16 protein-coding genes are annotated in these 14,815 nt (G+C 63.9%); 8 read left to right on the top strand and 8 right to left on the bottom strand.

The window, feature by feature from the left end; genetic code table 11:
* Positions 1 to 217: 217 nt before the first annotated feature.
* The 4 genes from AAG793_RS12535 to AAG793_RS12520 all read left to right on the top strand — a co-directional run bounded on the left by AAG793_RS12535 (position 218) and on the right by AAG793_RS12520 (position 3,614).
* The gene (locus AAG793_RS12535) at positions 218 to 850 is read left to right on the top strand and encodes a carbonic anhydrase family protein (RefSeq protein WP_341908621.1); all 633 of its coding nucleotides are present in this window, start codon (positions 218 to 220) and stop codon (positions 848 to 850) included.
* A gap of 109 nt (positions 851 to 959) precedes the next feature.
* Positions 960 to 2,471 carry an FAD-linked oxidase C-terminal domain-containing protein gene (locus AAG793_RS12530; RefSeq protein ID WP_341908620.1) on the top strand — a complete coding sequence of 504 codons (1,512 nt, stop codon included), beginning with the start codon at positions 960 to 962 and terminating at the stop codon, positions 2,469 to 2,471.
* Positions 2,472 to 2,512: 41 nt separating this feature from the next.
* Positions 2,513 to 2,896: a CidA/LrgA family protein gene (locus tag AAG793_RS12525; RefSeq protein WP_341908619.1), complete on the top strand. Its 384-nt coding sequence runs from the start codon at positions 2,513 to 2,515 to the stop codon at positions 2,894 to 2,896.
* Entirely contained in the window at positions 2,889 to 3,614 is a 726-nt protein-coding gene (locus tag AAG793_RS12520) for an LrgB family protein (RefSeq protein ID WP_341908618.1), read from the top strand. The genes AAG793_RS12525 and AAG793_RS12520 overlap by 8 nt, the downstream gene beginning before the upstream one ends.
* A 26-nt stretch (positions 3,615 to 3,640) precedes the next feature.
* Here the strand turns inward: AAG793_RS12520 and AAG793_RS12515 are convergent, their stop codons facing one another.
* From AAG793_RS12515 to AAG793_RS12480, 8 genes are all read right to left on the bottom strand, one after another.
* Positions 3,641 to 4,192, bottom strand: coding sequence for a polymer-forming cytoskeletal protein (locus tag AAG793_RS12515; protein WP_341908617.1), 552 nt, complete (start codon positions 4,190 to 4,192; stop codon positions 3,641 to 3,643).
* A 106-nt stretch (positions 4,193 to 4,298) separates the two neighbouring features.
* Positions 4,299 to 5,138 (bottom strand): hypothetical protein, encoded by an 840-nt coding sequence (locus AAG793_RS12510; RefSeq protein WP_341908616.1) that lies wholly within the window; start codon positions 5,136 to 5,138, stop codon positions 4,299 to 4,301.
* 8 nt (positions 5,139 to 5,146) lie between these two features.
* Positions 5,147 to 6,076, bottom strand: a complete 930-nt coding sequence (locus AAG793_RS12505; protein ID WP_341908615.1) for a YaiO family outer membrane beta-barrel protein — start codon at positions 6,074 to 6,076, stop codon at positions 5,147 to 5,149.
* Positions 6,077 to 6,114: 38 nt separating this feature from the next.
* The gene (locus tag AAG793_RS12500) at positions 6,115 to 7,122 is read right to left on the bottom strand and encodes a hypothetical protein (protein ID WP_341908614.1); all 1,008 of its coding nucleotides are present in this window, start codon (positions 7,120 to 7,122) and stop codon (positions 6,115 to 6,117) included.
* Positions 7,119 to 8,162, bottom strand: a complete 1,044-nt coding sequence (locus AAG793_RS12495; RefSeq protein WP_341908613.1) for a polymer-forming cytoskeletal protein — start codon at positions 8,160 to 8,162, stop codon at positions 7,119 to 7,121. The genes AAG793_RS12500 and AAG793_RS12495 overlap by 4 nt, the downstream gene beginning before the upstream one ends.
* Positions 8,159 to 9,556, bottom strand: coding sequence for a glycosyltransferase (locus tag AAG793_RS12490; RefSeq protein WP_341908612.1), 1,398 nt, complete (start codon positions 9,554 to 9,556; stop codon positions 8,159 to 8,161). The genes AAG793_RS12495 and AAG793_RS12490 overlap by 4 nt, the downstream gene beginning before the upstream one ends.
* 103 nt (positions 9,557 to 9,659) lie before the next feature.
* The gene (gene wecB, locus AAG793_RS12485) at positions 9,660 to 10,775 is read right to left on the bottom strand and encodes a UDP-N-acetylglucosamine 2-epimerase (non-hydrolyzing) (RefSeq protein ID WP_341908611.1); all 1,116 of its coding nucleotides are present in this window, start codon (positions 10,773 to 10,775) and stop codon (positions 9,660 to 9,662) included.
* On the bottom strand, positions 10,738 to 11,154 hold the full coding sequence (locus tag AAG793_RS12480; RefSeq protein WP_341908610.1) for a hypothetical protein: 417 nt from the start codon (positions 11,152 to 11,154) through the stop codon (positions 10,738 to 10,740). The genes wecB and AAG793_RS12480 overlap by 38 nt, the downstream gene beginning before the upstream one ends.
* Before the next feature lie 850 nt (positions 11,155 to 12,004).
* On the opposite strand from AAG793_RS12480, the gene AAG793_RS12475 reads away from it, so the two are divergent.
* The 4 genes from AAG793_RS12475 to AAG793_RS12460 all read left to right on the top strand — a co-directional run bounded on the left by AAG793_RS12475 (position 12,005) and on the right by AAG793_RS12460 (position 14,790).
* Entirely contained in the window at positions 12,005 to 12,448 is a 444-nt protein-coding gene (locus tag AAG793_RS12475) for a response regulator (RefSeq protein WP_341908609.1), read from the top strand.
* 222 nt (positions 12,449 to 12,670) lie between these two features.
* Positions 12,671 to 13,387: a Crp/Fnr family transcriptional regulator gene (locus AAG793_RS12470; RefSeq protein ID WP_341908608.1), complete on the top strand. Its 717-nt coding sequence runs from the start codon at positions 12,671 to 12,673 to the stop codon at positions 13,385 to 13,387.
* 193 nt (positions 13,388 to 13,580) lie between these two features.
* On the top strand, positions 13,581 to 14,273 hold the full coding sequence (locus AAG793_RS12465) for a Crp/Fnr family transcriptional regulator (RefSeq protein ID WP_341908607.1): 693 nt from the start codon (positions 13,581 to 13,583) through the stop codon (positions 14,271 to 14,273).
* Between the two features lie 163 nt (positions 14,274 to 14,436).
* The gene (locus AAG793_RS12460) at positions 14,437 to 14,790 is read left to right on the top strand and encodes a hypothetical protein (protein WP_341908606.1); all 354 of its coding nucleotides are present in this window, start codon (positions 14,437 to 14,439) and stop codon (positions 14,788 to 14,790) included.
* The last annotated feature ends 25 nt before the right edge of the window (positions 14,791 to 14,815 follow it).

The following is a 14,815-nucleotide window of genomic DNA, read 5'->3' as shown; positions in this document are numbered from 1 at the left end:
GGGGCGTCTCAAGTTTTGAATAAGCGTGATTAATCCCTACCCGGCAGGGGAAGACCTGATGCATCCAAATCTCGCACGGTTACCGACTCACAGTCTTCTGACTGCGATCTTTTGTTTGGTTTAAGTCGCTTATGCAGCGGACGCGTCGCCAAGTACGACCTTAGGCAAGGCCGGCAGCTTCTGCACCATCCAGAACGCCAAGCCATGCCAGAGCGAGGTGAGTGCGCAGCAGGTGCTGCAGCGTTTCAAAGCCGGCAATGCCCGCTTTGTCGCCGGCCGGCCGTTGCAGCAGAAGCACCTCCAGGAAGTTCGGGCCACGGCGGCCGGCCAGTACCCGTTGGCCAGCGTGGTCTCGTGCATCGACTCGCGCGCCCCGGCCGAGATCGTTCTGGACCAGGGCATTGGCGACCTTTTCAATGCCCGGGTGGCGGGCAACATCGTCAACGAAGACATCCTCGGCAGTCTTGAATTTGCCCACAAGGTGGCTGGTGCGAAGCTGCTGGTGGTGATGGGCCACACCAGCTGCGGCGCGATCAAGGGCGCCTGCGACGGCGTGGAACTCGGCAACCTGACGGGTCTGCTTGGCAAGATCAAACCCGCTGTGGCCAAAGTGCCCCCCGACGTACTGGAGCGCAGCTCCAAAAACGCGGCCTTTGTCGAGATGGTGGCCGAGAACAATGTCCACCTGACGGTGCAGACCATCCGCGACAAGAGCCCCATCCTTCGCGAGATGGAGCAAAAGGGCGAGATCATGATCGTCGGCGCGATGTACAACATCCAGACCGGCAAGGTGACCTGGTACGACAGCCCGCCGGCCAGCACCGCCAAAACCCAAACCTCCAAAACCTGACCTTTGCACGGCCCGGGGCGTGACCCCGGCATTTCACGCCGGGCATTAAATTTCTTCAACCGGGGGCGGCTGGCTTGGACTACAGTTTGAGTTCACCGCAGGACACCCCATGAACGCACCCGTTTCCCCCCTTCAGCAACAAGCCCTGGCCCAGCAGGAGCGGGCTGCGCGCCTGGCCCAGGTCACCCAGGCCCTGCTGGCTGTGCTGCCCGCGCACGCCCTGCTCTGGCAGAAGGAAGACACCACGCCTTACGAGTGCGATGGCCTGACGGCCTACCGCCAGCGCCCGCTGGCCGTGGCGCTGCCCGAAACCTATGAGCAGGTGCAGGCCGTGCTCAAGACCTGCCACGCACTCGATGTGCCGGTGGTCGCGCGCGGCGCCGGCACCGGCCTGAGCGGCGGCGCCATGCCGCACCAGCTGGGCGTGACGCTGTCGCTCGCCAAATTCAACAAGATCCTGAAGGTCGATCCAGTCAGCCGCACGGCACTGGTGCAGGGCGGCGTGCGCAACCTCGCCATCTCGGAAGCCGCCGCACCGCACGGCCTGTATTACGCGCCCGACCCATCCAGCCAGATCGCCTGCACCATCGGCGGCAACGTCGCCGAAAACTCGGGCGGTGTGCACTGCCTCAAGTACGGTCTGACGGTGCACAACGTGCTCAAGGTCAAGGGCTTCACGGTTGAAGGCGAGGCGGTCGAGTTCGGCAGCGAGGCGCTGGACGCCGCAGGCTACGACCTGCTGAGCATCATCATCGGCAGCGAAGGCATGCTGGCCGTGACCACCGAAGTCACCGTGAAGCTGGTGCCCAAGCCGCAGCTGGCGCGCTGCATCATGGCCAGCTTCGACGACCTGCGCAAGGCTGGCGACGCGGTGGCGGCGGTGATTGCGGCGGGCATCATTCCCGCCGGTCTGGAGATGATGGACAAGCCGATGACCGCCGCGGTCGAAGACTTTGTGCACGCCGGCTACGACCTCAACGCCGCCGCCATCTTGCTGTGCGAAAGCGACGGTACGCCGGAAGAAGTCGAGGAGGAAATCGGCCGCATGAGCGAAGTGCTGACGCGCTGCGGCGCCACCGCGATTGCCGTGAGCCAGAGCGAGGCCGAGCGCCTGCGTTTCTGGAGCGGCCGCAAAAATGCCTTCCCCGCCTCAGGCCGCATCAGCCCCGACTACATGTGCATGGACTCCACGATTCCACGCAAGCGCCTGGCCGACATCCTGCTGGCGATTGCCGAGATGGAAAAGAAGTACCAGCTGCGCTGCGCCAATGTGTTCCACGCGGGCGATGGCAATCTGCACCCGCTGATCCTGTTCGATGCGAACGATCCCGACCAGCTGCACCGCTGCGAGCTGTTCGGCGCCGACATTCTGGAGACCAGCGTGGCGATGGGCGGCACCGTGACTGGCGAGCATGGCGTGGGCGTGGAAAAACTCAACTCCATGTGCGTGCAGTTTTCTGCCGAAGAGAACGAGCAGATGTTTGGTGTGAAACGCGCTTTCGACAGCAAGGGCCTGCTCAACCCCGGCAAGGTGATTCCGACACTGAACCGCTGTGCCGAGTACGGCAAGATGCTGGTGAGGGGTGGAAAAATCAGTCACCCGGACCTTCCAAGATTCTGATGACCCTCACGCTTTTTGCCCAGCGCAGGTCTGGCTGAAGCATGCAGGCACTGCGTGGCCTCGCCTGGCTGCTGGCGCTGCAATCGGCCGGTGAGCTGCTGGCGCGCGGCCTGCAACTTCCGCTGCCGGGGCCGGTGATTGGCATGATCCTGCTGCTCATCGCGCTGCGCTGGCAGGCGGTACAGGAGCCGGTTTCGGTGGCGGCCAACTTTTTGCTCTCGCACCTTTCGTTACTCTTTGTGCCGGTGGGCGTGGGCGTGATGACCCATTTGTCGCTGGTGACTCGCTACGGTTTCGAGATGCTGGCGGTGGTGGTGCTCTCCACACTGGTGGGTTTGTTGGTCACCGTGCTGACGTTGCACGGCCTGCAACGCAGGCCCCCCGCAGCGAATCAGGACACTTCAGGCGGAGACCCGCATGCCTAAATTTGTCGAGCTGTGGGTCTATCTTTCAGCCACGCCGCTGTTCGGCCTGACGGCCACGCTGGTGGTCTATGTGCTGGCGCAGACGGCTTATGCGCGCGTCAATCAGGCACCGTGGGCCAACCCGGTGCTCTGGACGGTGGTGGTTCTGGCCAGCACGCTGCTGCTGACGGGTGTGCCGTACCCCACCTATTTCTCAGGCGCGCAGTTCATTCACTTTCTGCTGGGCCCTGCCGTCGTTGCGCTGGGCTGGCCGCTGTGGCAGCGGCGCGCCGAGTTGCGCGAGCGTTGGGGCCGTTTGCTGATTGCCGCGCTGGCGGGCGGCATCAGTGCCGGCGGCAGCGCGCTGCTGTTGGGGTGGGCGTTTGGTTTGCCGCAGGAGGTCACGCTCTCGCTGGCACCCAAGTCGGTCACCGCACCCGTGGCGATGGGCATTGCAGAGCAAATCGGCGGCATTCCAGCGCTGGCTGCCGTGTTTGCGGTGATGACCGGTCTGGTCGGCGCACTGTGTGGCAAGTACCTGTTTGACGCACTGCGCATTCCCACCGACGCCGACGGCTGGGCGGCGCGCGGCTTTGCACTGGGCACCGCCGCACACGGTATCGGTGCCGCGCGCGCGCTGCAGGTCAATGCAGATGCCGGCGCCTACGCCGGTCTGGCATTGGGCCTGCAGGTGGTGCTGGCCTCAGTGCTGATTCCGCTGATGTTCAAGCTGCTCTGACCTGCGCAGAACAGCCGCGATTCACATCAGGCCGCCTGCAGTCCAGGCTTGGCAGGCACCACTGGCTTGACGACCGCGCCGAGTGCACCGAACAGGATCTCGCCAGAGAGCTGGCCGCCCTCTTCAATCACCAGCTTGCCGTACCGGATGATGCCGGTGACCTTGCCAGTGGAATAAATCACCAGCTTCTGCCGTACCGTGAGGTTGCCGTTGAACTCGCCACGGATTTCCGCCACATCGATTTCAGCAGAGCCCTTGAACGCGCCCTGCTCCGAAATCTGGATCACGCGCGAGTCCATCGTCGCCTCGACCAGACCTTCCACCACCAGCGTGTCGCAGTCGGTGATCTCCACGCCCTTGAGCTTGATGTTGGGGCCCACAGTGAGTTTGCTGCCGCCTTCACGCGCCGGGGCGGTAGCCGAATTGGCAGCCGCATCGACCGGCGCCTTAACGGCGGCCTGCGCTGCGCTGGCTGCGCCATTGCCTGCAGAATTCACACCTCCGTACGCACCCGTGGTGCCAGTTCGCAGTGCGGTCGGGGTCTCGTTCTCACGCTTGCCAAAAAACGGTGTTGCCATGTGACTTCCTTCAAAAAAGAACGCATGGTACGGGCGGGAGAAATTAAAAGCTTCGCCTCGATGCAAGAGAGGTAACGAAATTAATTCTTACATTCGTCCAGAAGGCTCAAGTGGTCGCATCAAGCGGTGCATTGCTCACGGCCCATGAATACAGCGCTACGAACACCAGCGCATCAAACACCGCACCAAAGCAGATGTAGAGCACCGGCATGAACAGCACCGAGAGGTGCTGCATGATGAAAGCCTGCGCCAGCACTTGGTGCGGCACCATCACCATGAAGAAGCCGAGGATCAGCGCCGTGTGGAACAGCTTGATGGCCAGGTTCTGCCTGAGGATGTAGTAGCCCATGCCCAGCATCACCGGTGTGGCCAGCATGACCACATAGCCGATGGTCATCAGCTCCTCGCTGTGCCGGCCGATGCTGTACGGGAAGGCCGTGGGCGACAGCCAGAAATAGGCCACGGTGATGAGCTGGATGATGGCCACAATGCGCACCGGGTACTTGAGCGGCAGCTGCGCGCCCTTCATGCGCAGCGAGGCGCCCAGCGCCAGCAGCATCACCAGCGCCGTCACCACCAGCGTGGTGCGACTTGGCATCAGGTTGGCCCCGTTGCTGGCGGCCAGATCCAGCCCGTATTCGCCAGAATCATTGGCCTGTGTCGCCAGGCTGAACGACAGGTCCAGCCCGCTGGCCCAGAACAGGATGCAGTCGCGCCAGAAGTCGAGGATGAAGGGCTTGCCCCACAGCAGCAGTCCACACAGCAGCAGCGGCAACACCACCGCCTGCGCGAGCAGAAAGGGCGTGACGTTCAGCGGCGTGATCGAGCGGTGCGGCCGCACCGTCACCAGCGAGGCACGGGCCTTGCGGGCGGCGGAGAACGCCACATGGAACACGCGGTCATGCTCGCGGGCCTGTGCGGAAACAGAGTTGTCAGGGGTGGGCATGGTGGCTCTCAGAATGCGTGAAACACGCCAACGGTGATGCCACTGCGGCGGTACGACGGGTTGGTATAGCGGTTAAGCGCCACCAGCGCACCAGTGCGCGGGTTGAACCAGTGGCGCCATGACAGGCTGGCCTCGTGGCTCTTGAAGTTCACCAGCTGGGTATTGGCCGCAATCGCGAGATAACCCTCACTGCCCCAGCCGTAGCGTGCAGTCACGAGGTCCTGCTTGTCGCGCCCGTAGGTCAGCGCCACAAACTGCTGCTGGGTGCGCACGCCGCCCGGGTTGCTGTGGTTCAGCCGCACACCGCCCTCCAGCACCCACGGCGCCTCGAAGTAATACGCGGCGCCGAGCGAGAGGCTTTTGTCGGTGTGGCCGTCGGGTGCGTCGTAGTAACCCACGCCCACCGAGGTGACGAGGCGCCGGTCGGCCAGCAGCTTGCGGTACAGCGTGGCATCGGCACGCCAGCGCGGCAGGAAGAAAGCCCCATCGCCAACACCAATTGCCACCGAGCCGAACCAGTCTTCATTGAAGGTGTAGGTGTCGCTCAGGCCGAGAAAGGTGCCGTCTGTGTTGAAGCGGCGGTGCTGCGAGACCTCGCCCTGCAGCAGATGTGGCCCGATGCCGTAGGCGCCGCGCAGCGCAACCTCACGCCAGTTGCCCAGACCGGCAGTGAGCCGCTGCGCGCCCATGGTCAGCTCAAGACTGCGCACCTCGCCATCACCCGCAGCAACGGGCGGTGCGACCACCACCGAGTCGGGTGCCCGCACGGTGGATGAAGGCATGGCCTGGGCCACGGTTTGAGCCATCGGCTCTGCTGCGGTTTCTGCGGCAGCTTCTGTGGTCGATTGCGCCCTGACGGCGGGCGATGCGCTGGTGAGCGCCATCACAGTGGCTGAAGCGATGGCGGCGGGGTGACCCCAATACCTTGGTCTGGACATGAAAGCTCCTCTTGAAATGATTGTTGTGGGCTGGGCGCTCATGCGCACGCCGTAGTGGTCGTGGCGGGCTTCAGGCCCCGCGCGGTCAGGATCTGGTGCGCGGCCTCGTCGGTTACCGCCCAGCGTGCGGAATGCCGCAGCGGCGACGCATCACGCAGCCAGCAGCGCGCGCTGGTGGTGTCTTTCTGGTTCAGCGCCAGCACCGCCAGCAGGCCCCAGGGGTAATCGGCCTCACTGTGCTTGAGCCACTCGGCGCGGTGCACGCCCATCCAGCGGCGGTAGTACGCGGCGGAGGGTTCAGGCAGATCGGTGTAGCCGACCAGCAGCGGAAAAATCTGCGCCACGTGGTCGGGGTAGAAGGCCGGCTTTTGTGTGCGCTGCTCCAGCTGGGTGGACACCAGAAAACGCTTGTTCACCGGGTCCCAGAAGGTGTCGTGAATCGCCTTCGAGAGCTTCGCCGCTTCAGCCGGACTGCCTGCGCCCTTCTGATGCGCCTTCAGCGACCAGACCTCCAGGTTGTCCATGAACAGGCCGTGCAGGTACACCGGCGACACCATATAGATGCCGCGCGAGGGTTGCAGCAGATGGTTCAGCGACGCGGTCGCGATCTGGTGACTTTTGGCCAAGACCGGCTTGGCACGCAGCTGCGTCGGCATGGTTTCCAGCAGCTTGATCCAGATGGCCAGCAGCGAATCATCGGCGTCGGCGGTCTTGCAGGCGCGCCAGCTGGCGGCAGCGCCACCACTGCCACCCACGCTACTGATTCGGCAGAAGCGGTCAAACGTGCCGTCAGGCTTTTGATGCGGCACCAGCCAGTCGGCAAACTGGCTGGCCGGCACGGAAACGTCCATGCCGTTCTCGTGCGCCAGCAGCAGGGCCTGCATCGCAAAGTAGGGGTCGGTGGAGTCACCGCCGCGCAGCACCGTGATGGCGCCGCCGCTGTCCTGGTAGCCGGTCAAGTCCAGCCGTGGGGTGGTGTTGGCCAGCACTGTGAAAGCCACCAGGGCGGTCAATGCGCCTGCCGAGACAAGTCGCTGCCACTTCATGCGGGCTTGACCATGCCGATCTCGTGCGCCCAGATGGCACCGTGGACCTGCACACCGTCTTCGACAATCACGTTCAGGCCGCTCACCGTGGTCGGCGCCTCGGGCAGGCCGACGATGGCGCTGGCGCCGATCAGCACATCGCTTTCCGAAATCACCGGGCCCCAGGCTCTTGCGTCCGGGAACATGTAAATCCGCTTCTCGCAGGTGATCGCGCCCAGCACTGCCGAGCGATGACCCAGGCTCACGCCGTCGCGTGCCTTGATGTCGCCGTGCACCGTGGTGGCTGCACCCACCGTCAGAAAGCCAGTCACCACCAGCGAACCCCGAAAGACCCGCGCGGCAGGCAACACGCAGTCACCGCGAATCAGGTACAGCGTCGGGGTCTGTGCCACCGCACCCGGCAGGTCGGCATAACTGCCGGGCGTCTGCTCGATGGCAGTGGGCGGCAGCACCTTGCTGGCGCGCTGGCCGAAGCGCAGCAGCGGCGCGCTCAGGCGTTCAAACCAGGCGTCAACATCCAGCTCGATCGACTGGCCGGCAGAGATGCGCCGCAAGGCAATGCCACCCTGACCCACGCGAAGCACACCATCGGCATGGGCCCAGTCCGTGACCCGGCTGGCGGCCCCGAGCGCGATGTCTCCAGTGGCGTACAGCGCCAGCACCGATGAATCGCCGCCCGCCACAAAATCACCATCGACATACACCGGCTGCGTGGTGCGCACCGCTTCCGGCGTGTGGATGCTGCCGGTGGTCATCAGGCGGCGGCTGGCCTCGCTCCACTCCTTGGCGCTCATCTGCTCACCGACCATCTGGAAGTCTTCGTGGCCGGTTGCAGGGCCCGTGCCCAGCCGTGCCATGGCGTCACCACGCAGCCGCCGCGCAAAGTGGTCAATGTCGGCGGCGTAGTTGGCCGACACCGGCAGCGGCGCGATGTCGGTCGGCCACATCCATTCGCGGAAAGCCGGAATGAAGGGCAGCGTCAGGATCAAGAGACACACGCCGAAAAAGGCGAGGTAGGTCAGATAGTTGCTGCTGTTCATTTGGCGGCTTCTCCACGGTAGCGAATGGTTTTGTCCCAGACCATCTCGCGGCTGAGCACACGGTCAAGCACCAGGCTCCAGACGGCGCCCGAGATGGCAAACAGGCTGACCAGAAAGCCCAGCAGGTTGAAAGGCAGAAGACGCAGGCGGCGGCGATTGCCGTCAATCAGCACCGCGATCACGATCTCGAAGAAGGCCGCGAAGTTGCCCAGCGTGCCGTAGGCCATCAGCGCAAACAGCGGGATCAGCTTGGCCAGCAGCGAACCGGCATTGAGGAAGTACAGCCCCAGCGCCAGAAACCAGCCCAGCAGCATGACCAGCGGAATCACGAACACAAAGAGCAGCAGCACGCCGTCCAGCCGCTGCGCGAAGTTGAGGTAGGGGCTGGTCGCGAACTTCCAGCCGTAGCGCGCCATCACCTGGTTGTGGCCCTTGGCCCAGCGCGTCACCTGCTTGATGCGAACCGCCCAGTCCTCGGGCACTTCTTCGTAGCATTCCGAGCGGTTGGTGTAGACCGTCTTCCAGCCGTTGAACATCAGGCGGAAGGTGATGTCGGTGTCTTCGGCCAGGGTGTCGTCGTGCCAGCCGCCGACAGCCTCCACCGCCGACAGGCGCACACCGCCCACGGTGCCGCCGTACTGCGGCAACAGGTTCATGTTCATGCGCGCCTGCTGATCGACCTGGTAGCCACCCGAACGCTCCAGGTCGAGCAGCCGCGTCAGCAAATTGGCACCGCTGTTCATCGGCACCACACGGCCCATCACTGCGCCCACTTCGGGGTCGAAGAAGGGCGCCACCAGTTGCTTGAGCAGGCCACGCCCGGGCACATAGTCAGCATCGAAGATGATGGCGATGTCGCCCTCGGCGAAGGCCAGTGCGTCCTTCAGGGCGGCCGACTTGCCCGCCTTGCCGCTGGTGCGGTGAAACGGCGACATGCGCGACGGAAAGCGCGCCACATAGCTGTCGATGATGGCGCCGGTGCCGTCCTTGGAGCGGTCATTGACCGGGATGATCTTCAGCCGGTCGGCCGGGTAGTCGGTGTTGAGCAATGCCTCGATGCAGCCGGCAATCACCTTCTCTTCGTTGTGGGCCGCAATGAACACCGTGATCATCGGCCAGTTGGCCACCACGATGTCGATGTAGGGGTGGCGCTGCCTTGCAGTGAGCCGGTTCATCGTGAACACAAAGTGCCGCACACCGTAAACCATCATCAGACCGACGATGACAAACAGCATCACCGCCATCACCGACGCCCCCGGATAGTCCTTGAACGAAGGTACCAGCGCACCCTGCGGCAGCATCACCCCAGTCTGGGCGGCAACGGGCAGTGCGACGACCAGCGCCGCCGCCAGCCCGCCAACACTGCGAACACAACGAACAGCCCTCAGCGCCATTCGCTGCAAGCGCTGGGGAGACTGAGGCCTGGGGGTCCTGGGGATTAAAGCAACGGGCAGCATAGGGGGCCTTCGAGTGGCTGAATGGAACGGATCAGGTGAATCAGGCGGCAGCAGCCATCGGCGCGGGCTCGGTGGCAAAGTGATGCGCCAGCACATCCACGATGCGCTGCGCGGCCGTGCCGTCGCCAAACGGGTTGCCCGCCTGCGCCATGCGCTGGTAGGCCGCTTCGTCACCCGACAGACGCGTGACCTCCCGGACGATGGCGGCGCGGGTCGGGCCGATCAGCAGCGCGCAACCGGCATCCACCGCCTCGGGCCGCTCGGTTTCTTCGCGCAGCACCAGCACTGGCACACCGAAGGTCGGCGCCTCTTCCTGCAGGCCGCCGGAGTCGGTCAGCACCAGCCAGGCATCGGCCAGCGCCTGCTGCATGGCGGTGTAGTCCAGCGGGGCCGTCAGGCGCACATTGGCGATCTTGCCCAGAATGTCATTGACCGGGCCGCGCACCACCGGGTTGAGGTGCACCGGAAACAGCACCTGCAAGTCAGGCTGCAGCGCGGCGATCTCGGCAATGGCGTGGCAGATCTCGGCCACGTCGTGGCCCCAGTTCTCGCGGCGGTGCACGGTGACCAGCAGATGGCCGCGCCCCTCGACATTGCGCTTGACGCCGCGGTGCTTGCAGGTCCACTGCTGGGCATCGATCACGGTGTTGCCGGTCAGGCTCACCTTCTCGTCGGCAATGCCTTCGTCGGCCAGCGCCACCTGCGAGCGCACGGTGGGCGGGAAGTGGAACTGCGTCAGCCGGCTGATCATCTGGCGCAGGCCTTCCTCTGGGAAAGGGCGGTTGAGGTTGTAGGTGCGCAGGCCTGCCTCCACATGGGCCACCGGAATGCCGTTGTAGAACGCTGCAAGCGCGCCCTGGAATGCACTTTCGGTGTCGCCCTGCACCATCACCAGCGACCATGGCTGCTGCTTGAGCACGGCATCCAGTTGCTGCCGGCAGCCAGTGCTGAACTCGATCAGGCTGGTGCCCATGCGCTTGAGCGTGATGTCCGGCGTGATGTCAAAACAGGCCAGGATCTGCTGGGCCATTTCATCGTGCTGGCCGGTGTGCAGCCAGCGCACCCGCGCCCAGTCGGCCTCGCACAGCGCGTGGTAGACCGGGGCGAGCTTGATGATTTCAGGACGCGTGCCCGAGACGATGAGGATGGGATGCATGGCTTGTTCTATGACCTTGGTAGTGAGTGGCAGCCTCCGCAGGGGAGGCAGAAAGGGAGACGGAATCGGAATGTGAGGTGGAATGTGAAGGGGCGCGTGAGGAAGCAGCAGGCTGTACAGCAGCACTTGAGGGCTGCAGGTCCACCACCAGCACCAGGTCGCCGCCAAACCGGCCCATGCCCAGCTCGCGCATCATGCGCAGCTCCTGGTCGTCGGAGTCCATGCGCAGAAAGCACAGCGCCTGGCGCTTGCCGGACTGGCTGGCCGACACGATGTCCAGCCGGGCGACGGGCCCGAAGGAACTGCACAGGATGAGCAGGGCCTGCCGCAGCGCATGGATGTCTGCAGACTGTTTCAGTGATTCAAGCAGGAGTCTCATGGGCACCATCGCTTCGTTGAAAAACGTGAGTGGAAGAAACCGGTAGCGCCTTTTGCAGAAGTGCAAGAAGGCCGGGTATGGGGTGGGAGACCCAATGTAGGAGCGATGCCAGGGCCTGCACCTGAGGCAATGCCGTCGCCAGTCGTAGGACGTTCGCGCGGTACCGCGCCACTGTGTACGGCAGCACACACACCAGGCTCGCAGGTGTCGGGTTCAAGGTCAGCAGAGTGGGCATTGGGTCCGATCTCAAACAGCCATGAAACAACCATCAAGCTGCCTGGATGACCACGCGCAAGCGTGACGTGCATCGCACCAGACAGGACCTCCGTCGAACCCCTCACTGCTTTTTTTGGGGCCGTCAATTCAACGGCTTATCCACCCATCAATACGCTGGTTCGGCTGACGCAGAGAATGCGTGGCTCGGCTTGCCCGGTCTGTGCGGTATCGAACGCCTTCAGGAGGCATCGCAACGCATGGACACACCAGCACCATGGCAAACCTGACACCCGGTTCAACGCCAAGATGGATGTCCGTTCCACCGTGAAACCACGCAGCGGCGTGTAGGCGAAAGCCAGAGGAACATCAGGCAAACGTGCGCCGGAATGGGGACAAATGGGTGTAAACAGGCTCGAACGGGTGTGAATGCAGCGAATGTGAGCACCATTGCTTCGTCGAAGGCCCGTTTACACCGCACACCCTGAACAACGTCCTACCCGCACCGGCGCCATCGGCTGTCAGTCCTCAGTGGCTCAGCGTGGTCTAGTGGAGGGTATAGACACAGCGCCGTGGCCGACCCGCGACAGCCGCGCGTTCGACCACCACTTTTGACCATGAACCCAAGGGCCATCTCATGCCGCTGATCACCTACCTCGTCGAGGACAACCAGACTGTTCTGGAAAACCTGATGGAGGCCCTGCAGGAGATCACCGACGTGAAGGTGCTGGCCCACTCGGACACGCAGGCCGAAGCCAACCACTGGCTGACGCTGCACAACGGCGACTGGCACCTGGCCATCGTCGACCTGTTCCTCAGGGAGGGCAACGGGCTCGGCGTGCTGGCCGGTTGCCGCCACCGCGAGAGCTACCAGAAGGTGGTGCTGCTGACCAACTACGCAACGCCTGATATCCGCCAGCGGGCCGCAGAGCTGGGCGCCGATGCGGTGTTCGACAAATCCAGCGAGCTGGAATTGCTGTTTGCCTACTGCCAGGAACACACCCGCTACCTTCAGACCGAGCCAGGCCAACGCGCAGAACGCGAAGCGCTGGCACGCCGCCAGAGCACCATAAGCAAGTAAGCCACACGCCAGCGGCTCCAGGCGCCGCCTGGGGCGGAGCCACGTCTGTGTGATGCGGGTTCAGCGCAATACCGTCTGTTCGATAGCGAACATTTCGCCAACCGTTCGTCGGTTTGTTCGGTAGCGAACATACATGGTGCATCGCCCTGCCTATACTGCAAAGGCGGTGCGAGACCTCTGTCAGAGGCATTACTCAGAGCCATCATGCACTGGAGTTCTGCCTTGACCACCCCCCACGACCCCAAACGAAACCAGCTCCTGGCCGCGCTGCCAGAGTCTGAGTACCAGCGCTGGCAGCCGCGCCTGGAAGCCATCGACATGCCGCTGGGTCAGGTGCTCTACGAGTCGGGCGGCAAGATGGCACATGTGTACTTTCCGACCACGTCCATCGTCTCGCTGCTCTACGTGATGGAAAACGGCGCCTCGGCCGAGATTGCCGTGGTGGGCCACGAGGGCCTGGTGGGTGTGTCACTCTTCATGGGTGGCGAATCGACTCCCAGCCGCGCGGTGGTGCAAAGTGCGGGCAAGGGCTTCCGGCTGCCAGCCAAGTTCCTCAAAGAGGATTTCAATCGCGCACCCGTGCTTCACCTGCTGCTGCGCTACACCCAGGCGCTGATCACGCAGATGTCGCAGACCGCCGTGTGCAACCGCCACCATTCACTCGACCAGCAGCTGTGCCGCTGGCTGCTGCTGAGCCTCGACCGGCTGCAAGGCAACGAGCTGCTCATGACACAGGAGCTGATCGCCAACATGTTGGGCGTGCGCCGTGAAGGTGTCACCGAAGGCGCGCTGAAGCTGCAGAAGGCGGGCCTCATCACCTACACCCGCGGACGCATTCAGGTGACAGACCGCCCGGGCCTGGAGCAACGCACCTGCGAGTGCTACGCCGTCGTGAAGAAAGAGTACGACCGGCTGCTGCCAGCACCCACAGAGACCTGAGCTTTCACTGCGAGTGATGCGGTACTGAGTCACCCGAATCAGGGCACTGCCACGCCGGTGTTCGGCAGCGCACAGGCACCCCGTTGGCCCATGGTGCATACTGGGACACCGAATTGAACTGCCATCGACAGTAGCGCGGCCGAAATTTCGCCCCTTTACGCTGGAGGGGCTCGCCCGCCACCGGAGAGCCTGCTTGGCTTCTGTCGACAACCACCTTCTCGAAGTTTTTCCTGCGACCGTGCGCGCGCGCGTGCGTGCCGCCTGCGAGCCGGTTCATCTGGAACTGGCGCAGATCCTGAGTGAGCCCGGCGAGGCGACGCACTACGTTTATTTTCCGGTCGACAGCTTTGTCTCGCTGGTGGCGCTCGTTGAAGGCAGCCCCGGTGTGGAAGTGGGCATGGTCGGGCGTGAAGGCATGCTGGGCGCGCACCTGGCGCTGGGCATTGCACGGGCACCGCTGCACGCGCTGGTGCAGGGCGAAGGCAAGGCCTGGCGCATGAGTGCCACTGCATTCCGGCGCGAGCTCCGGCGCAGTCCGGTCATGCAGCAGGCGATGAACCGCTACCTCTATGTGCTGATGGCGCAGCAGTCGGCGGCGGCTGCCTGCCTGCGCTTTCACCTCACGGGCCAACGGCTGGCCCGCTGGCTGCTGATGAGCCAGGACCGGGCGCACTCCAACCAGTTTCATGTGACCCACGAGTTCCTCGCCTACATGCTGGGCATGCGCCGTGTCGGCATCACCACAGCGGCCAGCGCACTGCAACGCGACGGCCTGATCGACTACCACCGGGGCGATGTCACGGTGATTGACCGCAAGGGGCTGGAGGCCGCTGCCTGCAGCTGCTACGCCACCGACCAGCGAACCTATGCCGAACGACTTTTGTAAAGATACCGGTCGCCTGGCGCCGATTCACCGCGTCCGCAATGCACCGCCTTTTGAGGGGTGCGCTAGCGTACTGACGTCAGACCACAGCAAACCTATAAAGAATATTTGCGAGTCCCCTTCGAGCACAGGTTTTCGCCTCAACAGAATCAGTGAGGAGCTTTTCATGGTTCTCCCGCCGCGCCACTCCAACGCACACCATGACGCTGGCCGCGATGCCAGCGGGTCATCTGCCGGCCGCTACGGACCTGCGGCAACCGCATTGGCTGATACCTTCCCGCCTGCTGGCGTGGTGCCCGCAACGCTTCAAATCGAAGTGCAGGACTGGGACCTGCTTTTTGAAGCCATCCAGGCCTACCTTTGCGCCACGATCGAGGGGCGCGAAAACGCCCTGACCGGCACCTTTGACCTGAAGCACGCGCCTGCCAACATCCGGGAGCACGTGTTGAACAGCGTAGACGCCCTGGAGAAGCTGCACCGCGCACTGCACCACGAGCGCAGCCTGCAGCCGCATCCGTAGTGGAAGAGTTCCCCCTCCCAGCGCC

The organism is Polaromonas sp. YR568 (assembly GCF_943372955.1).
Classification (GTDB): Bacteria; Pseudomonadota; Gammaproteobacteria; order Burkholderiales; family Burkholderiaceae_C; genus Polaromonas.
This window is presented reverse-complemented; position numbering and strand designations above follow the sequence as displayed.